This is a genomic window from Enterobacter sp. ECC-019 (assembly GCF_043974075.1).
GTDB classification, from domain to species: Bacteria; Pseudomonadota; Gammaproteobacteria; order Enterobacterales; family Enterobacteriaceae; genus Enterobacter; species Enterobacter asburiae_D.
This window is the reverse complement of sequence record NZ_CP143759.1, coordinates 3,297,747-3,312,028: the sequence shown is the minus strand read 5'-3', so window position 1 is coordinate 3,312,028 and position 14,282 is coordinate 3,297,747. Positions and strand designations below refer to the sequence as shown.

Below are 14,282 nucleotides of genomic sequence, written 5' to 3'. Positions count from 1 at the left end.
ATAGACGAAAAGGGCTGGTCATGACGTCTGTTACATCCTCCACTTCCCGCGTAATTACGGATTCTCCTGTTGTTGTTGCGCTTGATTACAATAAGCGTGACGCCGCACTGGCGTTTGTCGACGGCATTGACCCTCGCGACTGCCGTCTTAAAGTTGGCAAAGAGATGTTCACGCTGTTTGGACCGCAAATCGTTCGCGATCTGCAGCAGCGCGGCTTTGACGTCTTCCTCGATCTCAAATTCCACGATATCCCGAATACCACGGCGCACGCCGTTGCCGCAGCCGCAGAGCTGGGCGTATGGATGGTCAACGTCCATGCATCGGGTGGGGCCAGAATGATGACGGCCGCCCGCGAGGCGCTCCTGCCGTTCGGTAAAGATGCACCGTTGCTGATTGCGGTCACCGTGCTGACCAGTATGGACGAAAACGATTTACGCGACCTGGGCGTGACGTTGTCACCCGCCGAGCACGCGGAACGTCTCGCGCGTCTGACGCAACATTGCGGCCTGGATGGCGTTGTTTGCTCCGCGCAGGAAGCGGTACGTTTCAAATCAGCGCTGGGCAAGGATTTTAAACTGGTCACGCCGGGGATCCGCCCTGCAGGCAGTGACGTGGGCGATCAGCGCCGCATTATGACGCCTGAGCAGGCGCTGGCTGCTGGTGTTGACTACATGGTCATCGGGCGTCCTGTGACGCAGTCTGCAAACCCGGCTGAGACGCTTAAGGCTATCAACGCATCGCTGAAAAAGGGGGCGTAATGAGCGATTCCAACAGCCGTCTGGTCTATTCAACCGATAGCGGGCGTATAGATGAACCGAAAGCGAAAGTGGAACGTCCAAAGGGAGACGGCATCGTTCGGATCCAGCGCCAGACCAGTGGACGAAAAGGAAAAGGGGTTTGCCTTATCTCCGGCATTGACCTGGATGATGCGGAGCTGACAGTGCTGGCGGCCGAGTTGAAAAAGAAATGTGGCTGCGGCGGTGCCGTGAAAGACGGCATTATTGAAATCCAGGGGGACAAGCGCGATTTAATAAAATCTCTGCTGGAAGCCAAAGGGATGAAAGTCAAACTGGCAGGCGGCTAAAATAAATGAGCCACGGCATATGCCGTGGCTCGTGTTATATACGTGCGTAAGTCAGACCTGAAATGCGTTCAAATATCGCAATACCGTGGAAGGCTTAAAGAATAATTATTTGCCAACCTGGTGACCGATAATACCACCGACAGCAGCGCCACCTAATGTACCCAGCGTACTACCATCCGTTAATACTGCACCACCGAGAGCACCGGCACCGGCACCAATAGCGGTGTTACGGTCACGTTTAGACCAGTTAGAGCACGCGCTCAGGGACATTGCTACAGTGATTGCCAGAACAGCGGCGGCTAATTTTTTGCTGGTTAAGGTCATAATACTTTCTCCTGAATTATCGATTCACGGAAAGATGTACACGTTAAGTATAGACGAATCGAATACTTAATTCTGTTCTCCGTGAAAGCTGGTCGCGCAGGCGTTACGTAATCACGCAGGTGATAGTCACTTCCTGTTATATCGCTAACATTAATTTTACGACTTTAATGCAGGTTAAACAGGTAAAAACTCTTAAAGAAGTACCAGGAATCATCTCAGAGAAAGAAGGGTGTATGCGCCCGAAATTCGGGCGCGGAGGGGACTCAGGCGGTCGTCTTAATAATATTGACGATCAGTCCGTCATCTTCCAGTTTATTACGGTGCGCGTCGCTCAATCTTTCGTCGGTAATCACGCGGCTAAAGCGTGAAACGGGGCCCATCGTATAAGGGTGAACGGCGCCAAATTTAGAGCTGTCGGTGAGCACAATGGCTTCGCACTCTTTTTCCAGCACGGCATTCACAACGTCAGAGCGCATCATATCCCGGCCGGTAAAACCCGTCTCCGGCTGCCAGCCGTCAATTCCAATGAAGGCCTTACTGAAATGAACCTGCTGGACATACTGACGGGTCAGCGGGCCCACCATGCTTTCACTTTTTTTCTGGTAAATGCCGCCGAGCAGAATCACCTCGCAGCGCGTCTCTTTGAGTAAATGCGCGATATAGCTGCTGACGGTAATGATAGTAACGTCCTTTTGATCGGCAAGCGTGCGCGCCAGAAGGGCATTACTGCTGCCGTTTTCAATAAAGACGGTCTCGCCGTTGTTCACCAGGGACGCGGCAAACTCCGCCAGTTCACGTTTGAGCGCGTAGTTATTCATCATGCGCGTCTCAACGTCATCGCTGTCCAGCGGGACAGCATATCCGTGCGCACGACGCAGGTAGCTCTGTTTTTCCAGCAGATTAAGATCCTGACGGATTGTGACTTCAGACACGCCGGTGGTTTTAGCGAGATCGACTACGCTTACGCGTCCCTGATCGATGACCATCTGCAAAATGAGTTGTTGTCGGGAATTCATAGCATCCATTTAATAAAGCGAAACGAGGTCGGAGACGGTGGGGTTAAACTTCCCACGGCGCTTTGGGCTGTCTGTTTTCAGGCGCGTTATCAGCACCATTCTGAGCAAGAAGTTCAGACTTCAGGATCTCGAGATTACGGATAGCAGAGTGATAATCGCCCGCCACCAGGATATCCAGCACGGTATCAATTCGTTGTGCTACAGCTTGTGCGTCAATAGTAGACATAATCTCACCCCAGGCGCGAAAAGTTAATATTTTCAATGATGCAGAAATTAGGATCAAAAGAGAAGGGAAAAAATGCAATAACTAAATTACATAAACGTAAGTGATAAATTTATTCCCCCTCATGCAGCGGGCTTATTGCGTGGATTAGTCTAAAACTGCGCGCAAGGCGCTTTTTTATAAGAGGAATTAGACTATGACCGTTATCAATCAGCCTACCTGCACACTGTTTACCGATACTGAACGGTTCACGCAGCTGTCAGGGTATTACGAGGCGGAGCGTCACACCGTCTGGATGATGCTGCGGGCTCAGCCACGCCCTTGCTTTAACCATGCGTTAATTGAGGAGATCATGAACTTTTCATGGCTGGTTCGCCAGTCTGGTTTTGCGGTTGATTTTTGGGTGACCGGATCGCTGGTTCCCGAAATGTACAATGTGGGCGGTGATTTACAGTTCTTCGTCGAGTGTATTCAGAACGGACGTCGGGAAGCGTTACGGGCGTACGCTCGCGCCTGCGTTGATTGCGTCCATGCGGCCTCACGGGGGTTTGATACGGGAGCCATCTCTCTGGCAATGGTCGAAGGCAGTGCGTTAGGAGGTGGGTTTGAGGCCGCTCTGGCGCACCATTTCGTCCTGGCCCAGCGCGATGCCCGTCTGGGTTTCCCGGAGATTGCCTTCAACCTGTTTCCGGGTATGGGGGGATATTCCCTGGTTGCACGCCGTTCAGGCATGAAGCTGGCGGAGGAACTCATCTACAAAGGAGAATCCCATACGGCTGAATGGTACGAACAGCACGGGCTGGTGGATGTCCTGTTTGAACCCGGACAAAGCTATGTCTCCACCCGAACCTTCATCGATACGCTGCGGCCAAAACTGAATGGCATAAGGGCGATGCTGCGCGCCCGTACGCGTGTTCTGCAATTGCCCCGCAGTGAACTGATGGACATCACGGAAGACTGGGTTGATGCCGCTTTCTGCCTGGAGCAGAAAGATATCGCCTACATGGAGCGTCTGGTCACGCTGCAAAACCGCCATCATGCGGCGGGCTTGCGTAAAGCCAGTTAACGTTGATTTCGCGCTTGATATCGTTTTAGCCATCGCTCGAATGCGGCAGCGGGCATCGGCTTAGCAAACAGAAAACCCTGCCGTTCGTTGACGCCGTTCTTGGTGAGAAAGGCGTCTTCTTTTGCACTTTCCACACCTTCGGCAATCACCTGCAGATTTAACGCCTGCGCCACCGCGACGATAGCGCGCACCAGAGACTGGGAGATGGACTGCTTATGAATATCCCTGACAAAAGATTGATCGAGTTTAATGGCGTCGATAGGGAAGCGGGCCAGTTGCGAAAGGGAAGAGTAGCCGGTGCCAAAATCATCCAGATGAATTTGCGCCCCGAGTCGACTGAACTGCTGGATCACGGACAGCGCCAGCTCTTCGTTCTCGATAAGACAGCTTTCAGTTAATTCAACGTCGACAGGGCAGTATTCAAAATTCAGATCCTTCAGAGCCTGCTTTAAGTCACTGAAGATGGTCTGGTCGGCCAGCTGGCGCGCAGAGACGTTCACCGCCACGCGCAGGTTTATTCCCTTATCGCGCCATTTCGCGACCTGGCGAACCACGTCGAGCATCACCCAGCGACCCAGCGGTACAATCAAGCCCGACTCCTCGGCATAAGAGATAAACTCCAGCGGCGGGATTAAACCACGCTCTGGTGATTGCCAGCGGACCAGCGCTTCGAGGCTTCTGACTTCCCCGCGCCAGGTTATTTTCGGCTGATAGTGGATCAGAAGCTGATCGTTATCCAGGGCCTTACGCAGGTTGGTATCCAGCCAGAGATACTCAAACACGCGCTGGTTCATCTCGGGTGAGAAGACGCAGAACTTGCCCCGGCCGTTCTCTTTGGCGGTGTACATGGCGGTATCGGCGTTACGAATGACGCTTTCCCGGTCGTTCCCATGCTGCGGGGCGAGGGCGATACCCAGGGAGCAACCGGTATAAATCTCAATCAGCCCGATTCGGAACGGCTGGCGCAGACGGGTTAAAATGCGCGACGCCATCGCCTCCAGAGAGCCCTGAGAGGTATTGGTGGCCATGACGATAAACTCATCACCGCCAAGTCGCGCCAGCACCTGCTCCTCGTCCAGACAGCTCAAAATGGCGAGGGCGACAGCCTGTAACAACTGATCGCCAAACATATGACCGTAAGCATCGTTGACCTTTTTAAAGTTATCCAGATCGAGATACACCACGCCCACCTGCGTGTCGCCGCGGTTGTCGATGGCGTCAGAAATCAGCTCGTGGATCGCATTGCGGTTTGGCAGGCCGGTGATGGTATCGGTATTGGCCAGCACGCGCAGCCGCTCCTGAGCGCGGCGCTCCTCGGTGATATCGGTCCCGGAACAGATAAGGAAAATTTCATTTTTTCCGCTGCCGCTGTGCACGAATTTGTTTCTGAACAGAAACAGACGCTGCCCTTTACGCGTTTTGATCCAGCGTTCGACTTCGTAGGAGCTGCCGTTGCGAAAAAAACCGGTAATATTGCGCTTTGAAGCGGCTGCTTCGCTGCGGCTCATAAACAGCTTAAAGACGTTTTGGCCAATCACTTCTTGCTCTTTCAGGCCGGTGTACTCTTCGCTAAGCCGGTTAAAACGCTGGATATTGCCGTGCCGATCGAGAATAACAATGACGGAGTTGGCCTCTGAGACAACCTGTTCCGCGAATGAGAGCCCCTGAGCCAGATCGCGCGCCACGGAGGGCGTATCGTTCCAGGCGGAAGCGGTTCCGGCCCACTCGTTACGGGTAATTTTACGGCCCACGAGATGAACCGGGACATCTTCCCCGTACAGGGAGAGCGACATTGAGATGCTGGAGGTAATAACGGTTAAATGACGGATGAGATCGGCCTGTTCATCGTCCAGCGCCACGACCTGAGTGACATCGGCATTTTCGCTGGTGGAAAGGTGCAGAGCGTTGCTGTCGGCTGACAAGCGCCACCACGGGCTGTGAGTCCCCATGTAGCGAAACAGCAAATTCTGCTCCAGATCGTCCATCATGTTTTCTCCCGCAGCTTTCATTAGCGCACAAATTATTCATTTGCAGTCGACTTTTCCGTTGAGAAACAGCGGCAAAACCGAAGTGAACCTATTGTTTTTCCCTGTTTTCTTATAATAAAACGAGTCAGGTTAAAAAGGATACTGAGCGTATAAAAATTCACGTAACCGAATATAACAACACTCTTTTACTGTAGATAATTATGGCGGTTTTGGGCGAAGGGATGCTGAAAATAGTAAGGAAAAATAATGATTTTGTGGCGGGGATAAAAAGAAAAAATGTCGGCCTTTCCGGAAAGGAAATGGCCGACAATTGAACCGGTTATCAGGCGACAGGGCGCGCGATAATACTGCGGGTTTCCATGCGAACCTCGGCAATAGTAACGTCAATCACGTCGGTGACTTTGTAAACTGTTTCACCTTTAATTTGCACGGTACCGTTTTCCTGGCTACAGACCATTTCGTCACGAACCGCATGCAGGAACGGCGCAGGAATAAACGCGACAGCACCGTTATCGACCAGGCGGACGCGCATCCCCCCGCGGCTGATATCGATGATCTCTGCGGCGAAACGGGTATCCTTACCGGCTTTATCCTGCAGGAAGCGTGCGTACAGCCAGTCTCCAACGTCACGTTCCGCCATGCGGTTCAGACGACGGCGATCGGCCATCTGCAGCGTGGTGTCTTCCTGCGGACGGGCAATGGCTTCACCTTTGATAATCGCTTTCAGCAGACGGTGGTTAACCATATCGCCATACTTACGGATTGGCGATGTCCAGGTGGCGTATGCTTCGAGGCCAAGACCAAAGTGTGGGCCCGGCTCGGTGCTGATTTCCGCGAAGGACTGGAAGCGACGAATGCGGCTGTCAAGGAAGCCCGATGGCTGCGCGTCCAGTTCGCGGCGAAGCTTGCAGAAGCCCGGCAGCGTCAGCACTTCTTCCGGATCGACGTGCACATCGTGATTCTTCAGCAGGGCCGCCAGCGCTTCGGTATTCGCCGGATCAAACCCGGTGTGAACGTTGTAAATGCCAAAGCCCAGTTTATCGCGCAGCACGCGTGCGGCACAGATGTTGGCGGAAATCATCGCCTCTTCAACGATGCGGTTCGCAATGCGTCGCGGTTCGGCCACGATGTCCAGCACTTCGCCTTTCTCGCCCAGAACAAAGCGATAGTCCGGGCGGTCTTTGAACACCAGCGCATGGGTTTTACGCCACTCGCCGCGGTTCAGGCAGATGCGATGCAGCAGACGGATTTGCGCGGCAATGGCGTCGGATTCAGGTTTCCAGCTACCGGTATTTTCAAGCCAGTCGGACACGTTATCGTAGGCCAGTTTGGCTTTCGATTCGATAGTGGCGGCAAAGAACTCGATATCGTCTTCAATCGCGCCATCTGCGGCAATGGTCATGCGGCAGGCAAGAACCGGGCGCACTTCGTTTGGACGCAGCGAGCAGAGGTCGTCTGACAATTCGCGCGGCAGCATCGGAATGTTGAAGCCCGGCAGGTAGTTGGTGAAGGCACGGATTTTCGCGGCGTCATCCAGCTTGCTGCCTTCGGCAATCCAGGCGGTTGGATCGGCAATGGCCACGGTCAGATGCAGTTTGCCATCGGTGCTCTCTTCAGCGTAGAGCGCGTCATCCATATCTTCTGTGCTGGCGCTGTCGATGGTGACAAACTCCAGCGAGGTGAGATCGCGGCGCGTCAGACCTTCGTCCTGCATCTCAGTCGCTACGCCATTCGGCGCTTCTTTTTCAAGATTGTGGCGTGCCAGCGTAACCCACCATGGCACGAAATGGTCGGCGCCAAAGGTGATGAACTGGGTCAACTCCGCATAAAAACCGCGATCGCCTTTCAGAGGATGGCGGCGCATTTCTGCTACGGCCCAGTCGCCTTCTTTAAAATCATGCTCAACACCACGGGCGGCGCGGCAGGGAATGGCATCTTTCAGCAGGGGATGATCCGGCACGATAGAAAGACGATCGTCTTTTCCCTGCACCTTACCCACAAAACGGGTCAGGAACGGTTCGATCAGTTCTTCCGGCTCGGCAGACTCTCGATCCTTCTCGGTATGAATGACGGCCATGACGCGATCGCCATGCATTACTTTCTTCATCTGCGGTGGCGGAATGAAGTAGCTTTTCTGCGCGTCAACCTCAAGGAAGCCAAAGCCCTTTTCCGTGGCTTTTACGACCCCTTCTGCACGCGGCGTCTGGGAATGCAGTTGCTGTTTAAGCTGCGCTAGCAGCGGGTTGTCCTGAAACATAATGTTCTATTTTCGTAGCCATTGAGCGGCTGACAGTTTTACGCGATTCTCACTGTCTCAGCAAGCGGTCTTTGGGTAATTAGTATGGTTATTCCTCTTTACCAAACGCGACTTTCAGACGATTGAGCCAGCCGTCAAACGCACTCTGGGTAAGCAGCGTGATGGCATGTTCGCCGGAGAGTCCTTGATCCGTGAGAGGGGTAAACTGCGCGGCGCTGAAGCGGTCCGGAGAGCGTGTCAGCAGTTCAACAGCAGCCGAAAGTGCGGGGGACGTCAGCGGGATCTCTTCACGGCTGTTTAACAGGATCTCTCCGGTCAGGTCGAGCAGCGACGGCTCATGGCAAAGGACCGGCGTCAGCGCCTCCAGCGCGGGTTCTGCCTGCCAGCGAGACAGCGACTCAAGCTGATGCGCACTCGCATAGCGCAGCTCGACGACGGGCAAAAGCGGCACCCACGCGGCGTGGCGCGCGGGCAGCGTGTGCGGCTGAATATGATGGCCTGGCAACCAGCGAACAGGGTGTCCCAACAGCGCCTGAAAAATCGCGACGACGCGCGCCTGAAACCCGATAAACCCGATAATCTGGTTTATCACCACTATGTCATACGTTGACAGGCCAACCTCATCAAGCTGGCTCTGCGCTTTATCATCAATGACATCAGGGGAGCTGGCGAGCTGGCGGGCATACTGCGTAATTTGCGCCAGACGTCGGTTACTTTCGCGCGAGGAGTCCGGGCCGGGAAGCGGGGCGAGGAGGGCGGCATAATGGTTACAGAGCCGCTGAACGCCACAGGCCTGTGCGACCGTTAACGCGGTACTGAGTCGATCGTAGGCGCTGAGCGTATGCAGGCGGTTCACGGGAATCGAGAGCGGAAACAGCTGGTGGCATAAGGCCCTGGCAGGGGTAAGCCAGCCAGAACAGGCGGCGACAATCTCATCAGGCAGGGCTAAATCGAGCAAAAAACGATCGTCGACGTTAGCGGCTTCGGGCACCAGAGGCAGAACATCTGTCTGCGCGTGGTTTGACTGGGTTTCGTGATACCAGTGGCCTTTGCCGGAAAAACGGCGTTGTTCCATGTGCGTTCCTTGATCTCAAAATGGCGATCAATATCCTGGCGTAAGGCAGATAAAGGGAAAAATATTGTTAGGTGATAACAAATAGCAGAACGGAATAACGAAGGGGTGGTACGGGGGGGAAACTCTCTTCCCGGGCGGGAAGAGAGTCACAGCTTATTTAATTTCCAGCTCGTTCATTGCAGCGATGTTGAAGCCGCCGTCAACGTGAACCACTTCGCCGGAGATACCAGCGGAAAGGTCAGAGCACAGGAATGCTGCAGAGTTACCCACATCTTCAATGGTAACGGTACGGCGAATCGGGGTAACCGCTTCGCAGTGTGCCAGCATTTTACGGAAATCTTTAATACCGGAAGCTGCCAGAGTGCGGATAGGACCTGCAGAGATGGCGTTAACGCGCACGCCTTCAGGACCCATTGCGTTCGCCATGTAGCGTACGTTCGCTTCCAGAGACGCTTTAGCCAGACCCATAACGTTGTAGTTAGGGATAGCACGTTCAGCGCCCAGGTAGGACAGGGTCAGCAGGGCTGCGCCCGGGTTCAGCATCGCGCGGCAAGATTTCGCCATCGCAACGAAGCTGTAGGAGCTGATGTCGTGAGCGATTTTGAAGCCATCACGGGTAACCGCGTTTACGTAGTCGCCGTCCAGCTGGTCGCCAGGGGCGAAGCCAATGGAGTGAACGAAACCGTCGAATTTCGGCCATGCTTTTGCCAGTTCAGCAAACATGCCGTCGATGCTTTCGTCTTGTGCAACGTCACATTCCAGAACAATGCTGGAACCCAGCTGCGCGGCAAACTCTTCAACACGGCCTTTCAGCTTGTCGTTCTGGTAGGTGAACGCCAGCTCAGCGCCTTCGCGATGCATTGCCTGTGCGATGCCGTATGCGATGGACAGTTTGCTGGCAACGCCAGTCACCAGAATGCGCTTACCGGAAAGAAAACCCATAGCTTTAATCCTTATATTCATTGCTAATTTTGCCTTGTAATTCATAGCGTTACAGGCAGTATTTCAAAATCATTCGAAATTAGCTCGAAATTATAGCCCACTCACAGCCCCTTGTGTCACGATATTTCTCGCACTTCTCCGAAGACGCTTGCTCCGAAGAATGCACCGCGGACTCGCGGGGGCTCAAAATTTCAGCATTCGTCCAGTATATCACCCGGCAACAGCTTCGCCTCATCCAACCAGAGAGGGAGTGCGATTCCACCAGGCTATTCACGCTTTCCTGATGTTGTCGACAAAACGCGCAATGACGATAAAGAAAACCGGTACGAAGAAGATCGCGAGAAGCGTACCGCTAATCATGCCGCCAAATACGCCGGTACCGATGGCATGCTGCGTACTGTCGCTCGCACCACTGGCCAGCATCAAGGGAACAACCCCTAAGGTGAAGGCTAACGATGTCATCAGAATGGGACGCAGGCGCTGGCTGGCGGCATGAACGGTTGCCGCCAGCAGGGGTTGCCCTTCGCGATGGAGCTGCCTGGCGAATTCAACAATCAAAATGGCGTTCTTGGCCGACAGACCGATAAGCGTAATCAGGCCGACCTTGAAGAAAACGTCATTCGTCATGCCGGCAACAGACACCGCTATCACCGCGCCGATAAGACCCAGTGGAACCACCAGCATGACCGCAAAAGGAATAGACCAGCTCTCATACAGCGCGGCGAGAACCATAAATACGACCAGTATCGACAGGACGATAAGGCCCGGAAGCTGAGATTCCGATTTTCTCTCCTGCAATGAACTCCCGGCCCACTCGCCCGCCATGCCCTGAGGTAAATCTCTGGACAAACTCTCCATAACCTTCATTGCGGTGCCGCTGGACTCTCCCGAGGCCGCACTTCCGGTAATGCGAATAGCAGAATATCCCTGATAACGGGTCAACTGCTGCGGCGCAACGTTCCAGGAAAGCGTGGCAAACGTCGATACCGGTACCATCTGACCCATCCGGTTTTTCACTGATAATGTCAGTATCTGCTCAGGCTGCATTCGGTAGGGCGCATCGGCCTGAATAATCACCTGTTGAACGCGGCCGCTATTCGTATAGTCATTGACGTAATTTGAGCCCAGGGTGACGGAGAGCGTCTGGTTGATTTCATCAAATGAGACGCCCATCGCTTCCGCCTTTTCTCTATCCACCTGGAGCGCGAGGCTTGTTCCTTCCGGCAGGCCGTCTATATACACGTCGTTCAGTTCAGGGCGCTGATTAGCGTGCAGGACCAGCGCGTCGGCAGCGCGCTTTAGCGCCTCGTAACCCAGTCCTGCTCTGTCCTGCACGTACCAGGTGAAGCCCGAGGAGGTGCCCATATCTGAAATGGCTGGCGGGAGCAGGCTCATCGTGACGGCATCAGAGACGTTCGCCATGCTGGCCTGTATATGGTCGGCTTCATCCTGGGCCGTCGAGCCCTGCCGGTTTTTCCAGTCCTTTAGCGTGGTGAAGGCCATAGCCGAATTCGGCCCTGAACCTGAAAATCCAAACCCCAGGATCATAATGTTGCTTTCAATATCCGGCCGGGCCGCAATTTCCTCTTCAAATTTTTTAACCACGTTGAGGGTGCGCTGCATCGTGGCATCAGAAGGCAGCTGGATTGAGGACATAAAGTAGCCCTGATCTTCGTCCGGCAGAAAGGACGACGGTAACGAAGACAATCCCAAAAACAGCGCAGCGCAAAGCGCAACGTACAGGAGCAGCATACGTCCGGTTCGCTTCAGAACGGCACCCAGCACGGCTTCGTAGCAGACGGTGAGCGAACGGAAGCGCGCGTTAAACCTGGCCGCGAACCGTCCGCTTCCGCTCTTTCCTGCCTGATGCGGCTTGAGTAACGTTGCGCACAGAGCAGGCGTCAGCGTCAGGGCAAGAAACGCGGACAGCAGTATGGAGACCGCCATGGAAATACAAAATTGTCGGTAGATAATCCCGACGGATCCTTCAGCAAACCCCATGGGGATAAATACAGCGGTTAGCACCAGCGTGATCCCTATAATCGCCGGGGTGATTTCCTGCATGGCTTGTCGCGTGGCGTCACGCGGGGACAGGCTTTTTTCCTCCATCAGTCGTTCAACGTTTTCTACGACCACGATGGCATCATCAACGATAATTCCTATCGCCAGCACCATGCCGAACATCGTCAGAATATTGATGGAGTATCCGCTCAACAGCATCACCGTGAAGGTGCCAAGAAGTGCGACGGGAGCAACAATCGCCGGGATAAGCGTACAGCGTATCTTGTGCAGAAACAGCAGCATAACAAGGAAGACGAGGACCATCGCTTCCGCAAATGTCTGAACAACCTTCACGATAGAAAGTTTCACAAACGGCGCGGTATCGAAAGGAACCGTAAACGCCATTCCGTCGGGTAACACCCGGGAAAGCTCGTCGATGCGCGCGCGCACGCCTGAAGCCGTACTCATTGCGTTGGCACCTGGCGAGAGCTGGATTGCAGCCGCCGTTGCGGGCACGCCATTTTCACGGATACCAAAGGCGTAGCTTTGCAGGCCAGATTCAACCCGTGCAATGTCGGACAGTTTCAGGCGGGCGCCGGATGTGTCAGATTTCAGGGTGATATTCCTGAACGCCTCTACCGAGGAGAGTTGTCCCTTCACGGTGATGGGATACGTCACCCCTTGTCCTGCAGCTACAGGCTCATCTCCCGTTTTTCCGGGCAAAACCAGGGCATTTTGCTGGCCAACAGCGGTAAGAACATCATTTACCGAAAGCCCATAGCTGTGGAGCTTCAGTGGATCCAACCAGATGCGCAGCGCTTTTTCGCCGCCAAACAGCTGAACCTTCCCGACGCCGGGCACGCGACGAAGCTCGTCACTGACGTTTCTGGCAAAATAGTCGCTTAAATCGGCTTCCTCAAATTGACCTGTCGTGGACTTCAGCCCCACCATCATTAAAAAGCCAGAATTAGCGGCCTCGACGTTAATGCCGTTTTGTCTTACCGCCTGAGGCAGACGAGGCTCAACAATCTTAATCTGATTCTGCAGGTCCATCTGCGCCAGCTTGATGTCCGTGCCCGGTTTAAACGTGACGGTAATCGATGCCGACCCAGTTGTGTCACTGGAGGATTCAAAGTAGAGCAAATTATCTACGCCAGAGATTTCGCGCTCGATTAACGACACCACCGACGTATTCATGATGTCGGGGCTGGCCCCCGGGTAACTGACGGAAATAATGATTCCCGGCGGTGCCACCGCCGGATACTGCGCAACCGGTAAACGGGGAATAGACAGCAGTCCCGCCAGAACGATAAAAAGCGCCACTACCCAGGCGAAAACGGGGCGTTCAATAAAAAAATGAGGCATTAAATTAACGTCCAGTTACGTGAATTTCATCATCAGTGGATACGCGTTTACCGATGTCCCTGAGCTGCGAAAATTTCTCAAGAAGCTGCGGTGCGTCATCGAGGCTCGTCGCGAACATCCACATGTAGGTCATCACGGAATAAATATGCCCGGCGGTGATGCCGGTTGAGCGCGTCATCCAGACGATGGTCAGTGTAAAAAGCGCGGCAACAAGTACGCCAACCCACAAATAGCCCCACGCCTCGCGGTCAGATAGTGCGATACGTAAACGCGCAAGCGTGGAGTAATGTCGGTGAAGGGTGGCCGTGCCAGCCTTATGAACATAATCCACTTCTTTTTCCAGCCGATTATTCAGGCGCATGAATAGCCATTCATTTTTACGAGCATATCCGGAGACAAATCCGAGCAGGATAAATACAATCGCAAAGCACATGACGCCGGCCCAAAATTCAATAAACAGCAACATGATGGCGGCACCAAAAAGTGAACTCAGCGATGTAATCAGCAGGGGAAGGTGCATTTCAAAGAAATCCACATATTCGCGCGAGAGCGTGACTCTGGCGGCGATTGCCGAATGGTTTAGCTGATATTTGCGCTGTGCCAGGACGACGGATACCGCGAGTCCGGCATAAATGCGTGCAAACGTGCGCGTGTCGATGCTCCGTCTGGCCGCGCCGATGAACCACATACAAAGTACCATCAGGCCATACAGCGCGGCGTTAAGCGTCTCTCCTGCGAGGATGGCATTTATCGCGATGCCTGCCAGAATGGGATAAAGTAAAAAAGTCACGTTTTCGGCCACCACCAGGAAGAAAGTGACAGCCAGTTTTTTTCGGTGCCGTATCGCGAGTTTTTTAAGCGAGTGCATCACACCGGCAGGTTCAGAAGAACGAAGATTATTATTACGGTTCATCATTATGGGTAAGTCGTGCCAGACTTTT

At 53.9% G+C, this 14,282-nt stretch carries 12 protein-coding genes; 3 read left to right on the top strand and 9 right to left on the bottom strand.

The window, feature by feature from the left end:
- Nucleotides 1-20 precede the first annotated feature (20 nt).
- Nucleotides 21-758, top strand: a complete 738-nt coding sequence (gene pyrF / locus V1566_RS15740; RefSeq protein WP_023335943.1) for an orotidine-5'-phosphate decarboxylase — start codon at nucleotides 21-23, stop codon at nucleotides 756-758.
- Complete coding sequence (gene yciH, locus V1566_RS15735; protein WP_395303936.1) at nucleotides 758-1,084, top strand: stress response translation initiation inhibitor YciH; 327 nt, start codon at nucleotides 758-760, stop codon at nucleotides 1,082-1,084. The genes pyrF and yciH overlap by 1 nt, the downstream gene beginning before the upstream one ends.
- Nucleotides 1,085-1,189: 105 nt before the next feature.
- On the opposite strand, the gene osmB is transcribed toward yciH, so the two are convergent.
- From osmB to V1566_RS15720, 3 genes are all read right to left on the bottom strand, one after another.
- The gene (gene osmB, locus V1566_RS15730; RefSeq protein ID WP_008501216.1) at nucleotides 1,190-1,408 is read right to left on the bottom strand and encodes an osmotically-inducible lipoprotein OsmB; all 219 of its coding nucleotides are present in this window, start codon (nucleotides 1,406-1,408) and stop codon (nucleotides 1,190-1,192) included.
- A 263-nt stretch (nucleotides 1,409-1,671) separates the two neighbouring features.
- A complete protein-coding gene (locus V1566_RS15725) occupies nucleotides 1,672-2,424 on the bottom strand; it encodes a DNA-binding transcriptional regulator YciT (protein WP_023312063.1) in 753 nt (250 codons plus the stop codon).
- A gap of 43 nt (nucleotides 2,425-2,467) precedes the next feature.
- Nucleotides 2,468-2,650, bottom strand: a complete 183-nt coding sequence (locus V1566_RS15720) for a hypothetical protein (protein WP_024907126.1) — start codon at nucleotides 2,648-2,650, stop codon at nucleotides 2,468-2,470.
- A gap of 193 nt (nucleotides 2,651-2,843) precedes the next feature.
- On the opposite strand from V1566_RS15720, the gene V1566_RS15715 reads away from it, so the two are divergent.
- On the top strand, nucleotides 2,844-3,713 hold the full coding sequence (locus V1566_RS15715) for a crotonase/enoyl-CoA hydratase family protein (RefSeq protein ID WP_395303935.1): 870 nt from the start codon (nucleotides 2,844-2,846) through the stop codon (nucleotides 3,711-3,713).
- On the opposite strand, the gene pdeR is transcribed toward V1566_RS15715, so the two are convergent.
- From pdeR to V1566_RS15685, 6 genes are all read right to left on the bottom strand, one after another.
- A complete protein-coding gene (gene pdeR, locus V1566_RS15710) occupies nucleotides 3,710-5,701 on the bottom strand; it encodes a cyclic di-GMP phosphodiesterase (protein ID WP_395303934.1) in 1,992 nt (663 codons plus the stop codon). The genes V1566_RS15715 and pdeR overlap by 4 nt on opposite strands.
- Before the next feature lie 322 nt (nucleotides 5,702-6,023).
- Entirely contained in the window at nucleotides 6,024-7,958 is a 1,935-nt protein-coding gene (locus V1566_RS15705) for an exoribonuclease II (RefSeq protein ID WP_395303933.1), read from the bottom strand.
- 88 nt (nucleotides 7,959-8,046) lie between these two features.
- A complete protein-coding gene (locus V1566_RS15700) occupies nucleotides 8,047-9,033 on the bottom strand; it encodes a CMD domain-containing protein (protein WP_395303932.1) in 987 nt (328 codons plus the stop codon).
- Between the two features lie 153 nt (nucleotides 9,034-9,186).
- Nucleotides 9,187-9,975 carry an enoyl-ACP reductase FabI gene (gene fabI, locus V1566_RS15695; protein ID WP_003856831.1) on the bottom strand — a complete coding sequence of 263 codons (789 nt, stop codon included), beginning with the start codon at nucleotides 9,973-9,975 and terminating at the stop codon, nucleotides 9,187-9,189.
- A gap of 270 nt (nucleotides 9,976-10,245) precedes the next feature.
- Entirely contained in the window at nucleotides 10,246-13,341 is a 3,096-nt protein-coding gene (locus tag V1566_RS15690) for a multidrug efflux RND transporter permease subunit (RefSeq protein WP_395303931.1), read from the bottom strand.
- 4 nt (nucleotides 13,342-13,345) lie between these two features.
- On the bottom strand, nucleotides 13,346-14,257 hold the full coding sequence (locus V1566_RS15685) for an ABC transporter six-transmembrane domain-containing protein (RefSeq protein ID WP_395303930.1): 912 nt from the start codon (nucleotides 14,255-14,257) through the stop codon (nucleotides 13,346-13,348).
- Nucleotides 14,258-14,282: the final 25 nt, after the last annotated feature.

Coding starts and splice junctions, on each gene's coding strand:
- yciH (WP_395303936.1), top strand. CDS start 758: ATGAGCGATTCCAACAGCCGTCTGGTCTATTCAACCGATAGCGGGCGT.
- V1566_RS15720 (WP_024907126.1), bottom strand. CDS start 2,650: ATGTCTACTATTGACGCACAAGCTGTAGCACAACGAATTGATACCGTG.
- fabI (WP_003856831.1), bottom strand. CDS start 9,975: ATGGGTTTTCTTTCCGGTAAGCGCATTCTGGTGACTGGCGTTGCCAGC.
- V1566_RS15725 (WP_023312063.1), bottom strand. CDS start 2,424: ATGAATTCCCGACAACAACTCATTTTGCAGATGGTCATCGATCAGGGA.
- osmB (WP_008501216.1), bottom strand. CDS start 1,408: ATGACCTTAACCAGCAAAAAATTAGCCGCCGCTGTTCTGGCAATCACT.
- V1566_RS15705 (WP_395303933.1), bottom strand. CDS start 7,958: ATGTTTCAGGACAACCCGCTGCTAGCGCAGCTTAAACAGCAACTGCAT.
- V1566_RS15700 (WP_395303932.1), bottom strand. CDS start 9,033: ATGGAACAACGCCGTTTTTCCGGCAAAGGCCACTGGTATCACGAAACC.
- pyrF (WP_023335943.1), top strand. CDS start 21: ATGACGTCTGTTACATCCTCCACTTCCCGCGTAATTACGGATTCTCCT.
- pdeR (WP_395303934.1), bottom strand. CDS start 5,701: ATGATGGACGATCTGGAGCAGAATTTGCTGTTTCGCTACATGGGGACT.
- V1566_RS15685 (WP_395303930.1), bottom strand. CDS start 14,257: ATGATGAACCGTAATAATAATCTTCGTTCTTCTGAACCTGCCGGTGTG.
- V1566_RS15715 (WP_395303935.1), top strand. CDS start 2,844: ATGACCGTTATCAATCAGCCTACCTGCACACTGTTTACCGATACTGAA.
- V1566_RS15690 (WP_395303931.1), bottom strand. CDS start 13,341: ATGCCTCATTTTTTTATTGAACGCCCCGTTTTCGCCTGGGTAGTGGCG.